4 protein-coding genes are annotated in these 3423 nt (G+C 68.6%); all 4 read right to left on the bottom strand.

Annotated features, from left to right (window positions below; genetic code table 11):
• Positions 1–185 precede the first annotated feature (185 nt).
• Entirely contained in the window at positions 186–641 is a 456-nt protein-coding gene (locus E1295_RS47590) for a single-stranded DNA-binding protein (protein WP_132641927.1), read from the bottom strand.
• 24 nt (positions 642–665) lie between these two features.
• Positions 666–974, bottom strand: a complete 309-nt coding sequence (locus tag E1295_RS47595) for a hypothetical protein (protein ID WP_132641929.1) — start codon at positions 972–974, stop codon at positions 666–668.
• Positions 975–1010: 36 nt separating this feature from the next.
• Positions 1011–1229 carry a hypothetical protein gene (locus tag E1295_RS47600; RefSeq protein ID WP_220449263.1) on the bottom strand — a complete coding sequence of 73 codons (219 nt, stop codon included), beginning with the start codon at positions 1227–1229 and terminating at the stop codon, positions 1011–1013.
• Positions 1230–1369: 140 nt separating this feature from the next.
• Positions 1370–3423: cell division protein FtsK (locus E1295_RS47605; RefSeq protein ID WP_166427792.1), on the bottom strand; the 2054-nt coding region annotated here is incomplete at its 5' end.

Below are 3423 nucleotides of genomic sequence, written 5' to 3' on the forward strand. Positions count from 1 at the left end.
CCGCAGCGGGAAATCCCTTAGGGGGCCGGGTGCGGCGGCGGTGCCAGGCGGCCAGCGGGCCGCGAATGGTGGCGGAAAGGGTCAACATGAAAGGCGCTCCGAACGTGCGGTGACGGGGGTTTAGAAGAGGGCGCGGGCCTGACACGTCGGTAAAGTGATGCGCTAGCCCGCACTGCGAGGAAGGGCTAGAACGGTGGCTCGTCTTCCTGGTAGGGGTTGGAGCTGGCCCACGGGTCGGCGGCGGGCGCGCCGCCGGCATGGCCGTTGCTGCCGATGCGGGCGGCCTTTTGCGGTTTGGCGGTGGCGAACCGCAGGGACGGGCCGATCTCGTCTACGGTCATCTCGACGACGGTGCGCTTGTCTCCGTCGCTGGTCTCGTAGGTGCGCATGCGCAGCCGTCCCGAGGCGATGACGCGGGTGCCGCGGGTGAGGGATTCGGTGACGTGCTCGCCGAGGTCGCGCCACACCGAGCAGCGCATGAACAGCACCTCGCCGTCTTGCCACTGCTCTACCTGCTTGTTGTAGGTGCGTGCGCTGGAGGCGATGGTGAAGCCGGCCACGGCGGTGCCGGTCTGGGTGTAGCGCAGTTCGGGGTCACTGGTCAGGTTGCCGATGATGGTGATCGTGGTCTCACCGGGCATGGCGGGTGTTCCTTCCCCTTGTGGTCAGCGGGTGGTGAGCTGGGATGACAGGTGGGCGCCGGTCGCGGTGACGAACTCGAAGCCCTTGTGGATGGGGCGGAAGCGGTCGAGGCTGATGCGGTGGGTGGTGCCGCGCATGTCGCGGGGGTTGCTGCGTGTGATCTCTCGGGGCAGATCGATGACGCGCTGTACCTCGTGGGAGTTGGTCAGGGTGGTGCAGATGGCGTGCGTTCCGTCGATGGCTTCGACCACGACAGTCCGGCCGTGCGCGTACAGATCAGCCCAGATGCTTCCGGGGGTGACGGCGTAGATGCTGAAGATTTTTTTGGGCATGGCGCTTCCTTCGGATGGGTGGGTACGGTGTCGCGGTCAGCGGGTGCCGTCGTGGTGCAGGCGTCGGAGGTAGACGTAGAGCTGCCAGCCGATGCGGGGCCGCATGCCGGTGCCGTCGCAGGCGCGGCAGGTGTGGTTCTTGCCGCCGGGGGCGCAGCGTCGGCACACGCCCCACGGGGAGGCGTAGCACCAGGCGAAGTAACTGACTGTGACGATTGGTAGGCAGGCGACTAGCAGGGCGATGACGGTAGCCAAGGTGGCCTCCAGGCCGGTTTCCAGGGTTGTCGCAGGTCGGGCGCTAGACGCTAGTGCCCTGGTAGATCGCAGGATTGGGCGCTAGGAGGGGTGCTAGGTCTAGCAGGTGGGGCCGCTAGACCTAGCGGGAGATCACCGGGTCACGAAGCCGCTCCGCGACTACGCTCCGCTACTTCTTCGCGGATGATGCCGCGCCGGTTCGCACCCTTGCCGTCCTGCGTGGTGCCCCACACTTGGACGGTCTTGATGCCGTGCGGCTTGAGCATCGCAGTGAGCTGTTCGACCTCCCAGCCGCCGTAGACCTCGGGGCGCAGGTCGGCCAGTCGGGCGATGACGGTTTCGTTCCACACCTTGGCCTCGGACGCGCCGACCACGGCCAGGATGTCGGCCAGCAGGTCATAGCTCGGGGTGAGCTGTTCGGGCGTCTCGCCGAGGGCGTGACCGGTCAGCACGCCGGAGGCCTTGCGGAGGGCGTGGGCGCGGTCGGCGATGAGCTGGGTGGTCGGGGTGTCGAGGTAGCCGGATTTGACCACCTTGGGCATCGGGGTTGCGCCGACCAGGTAGCCGGTACCGGCGTCGCCGCCCTTGTCCGGCGGACCGGGGACGAACAGCGTGGCGCGGATGCCGTTCTGATACGACGACGTGCCGAGGATCATGTCGTTTTCGAGCTGGCCGGCCACCCGCAGGCAGAACCGGATGGTGACGTTCGCGCTGATGCCCGTGGGCAGGCTGCGCTTGTCCGGGCGCTGCGTGGCCAGGACCAGCACTACACCGAGGGCGCGCCCGAGCTTGATGATGAACTCGGCATCCTCACCGGCCTTGGCCCCGTACTCCTCGTGGGCGAACAGGTTCTGGCACTCATCGAAGATGGCCACCAGCGGGTGCAGCCCGAGGGAGCGTTTGTCGGCGATCGCCCTGGTGACCTTCTTGTCCGGGCACAGGTCCGGAGGCAGCGCCTTGAGGGCGGCGGCGCGGCGCATGACCTCCTTGCGCAGCAGCGTGAGGGAGTCGGCGGCGTAGGCGATGGCCTCGTCTTCGATACCGGAGATGTAGCGGTGGCAGTTCTGCTCGTGCGGGTCGAGGTCGCCGGTGCCCTTGAGTTCGTGAATCCACAGCTCAGTGGACGCATCGAGGGCCGCGCCGGAGGCGAGCACGCGAACCGAGGCGGTCTTGCCCTGGCCGGGCTGGGAACCGATCAGGATGTTCTGTTCGATGATCGGGACGGTGATGGCGCGGCCTCGCGGGTCGGCCCCGAACGGGATGCCCTTGAACACGTCGTGGCTTGCGGCCTTGACCAGCGGAGACTTCACGACGGTGCGTGACAGGTCCTTGTCGCCGACCCAGAGAATCAGCCGGCCTTCATGGACAGTGGAATCGCCCTCGGGCCAGATGCAGCCCAGCGGGCGGCGCAGCGCGCCGGACATGCGGTCGCGCTTGTCCAGTACGTCGCCCACGGTCACGCCGTGCGGCAGGTCCAGGTCGGCGCGCCAGCCGGGGCCGTCGCGGGTGATCGGGGCGACGAACCGGATGGCGTCCTTGGGGTTCTTGGACATAGCTTGCGTGATACCGGAGATGCCCAGCGTGGTCAGGGCGCGGATGACGATGTCGCTGGTCAGCTTCTCCACGGTGGAGGCCAGCACGGCGCGTTCGATCAGCGGCCGGTCGGCGGGCTTGCCGAGGATGCCGAGGGCGGCCAGCGCCACCGCGAGGGCGCCCCACTGCAACGCGGCCGGCTGGCCTGCCACGATGAGGGCCGCGATCAGCAGCGTGACCAGCACGACCAGCATGACCGGGACGCGCAGCCGGACACGGGAGTCACGTTGCCGCGACAGCTTCAGGTACGCCTCGGGATCGGCCTTTCGTACGGTGGCCACCCGTACCGGTTCGCCTTCCAGGTCGAACGTCCAGCGCACCATGCCGCCGACCAGCCGGGCCAGGCCGCGCGGGGAACGGATGGCCAGCCGGCCGGCGTACATCGGGGTGCGGGCGAGCTGGTAGCCGACCACGTGCGCGTAGTGCTTGCCCACCCAGGTCAGGGTTTGCACCGCATCGGCGCGCGAGCGCAGCCACAGCGGCACCACCGGGCGGCTGGTACGCACCTTAGCTTCCAGCTCGGCGCGCCAGTCGCGATCCTCCCCGCCGGGCTGGTCAACCCGGATGACCTGGCCTTCGGCGGGGAGGAGCGCGACTGGCG

Origin of the sequence: Nonomuraea mesophila (assembly GCF_004352805.1) — a bacterium.
GTDB classification, from domain to species: Bacteria; Actinomycetota; Actinomycetes; order Streptosporangiales; family Streptosporangiaceae; genus Nonomuraea; species Nonomuraea longispora.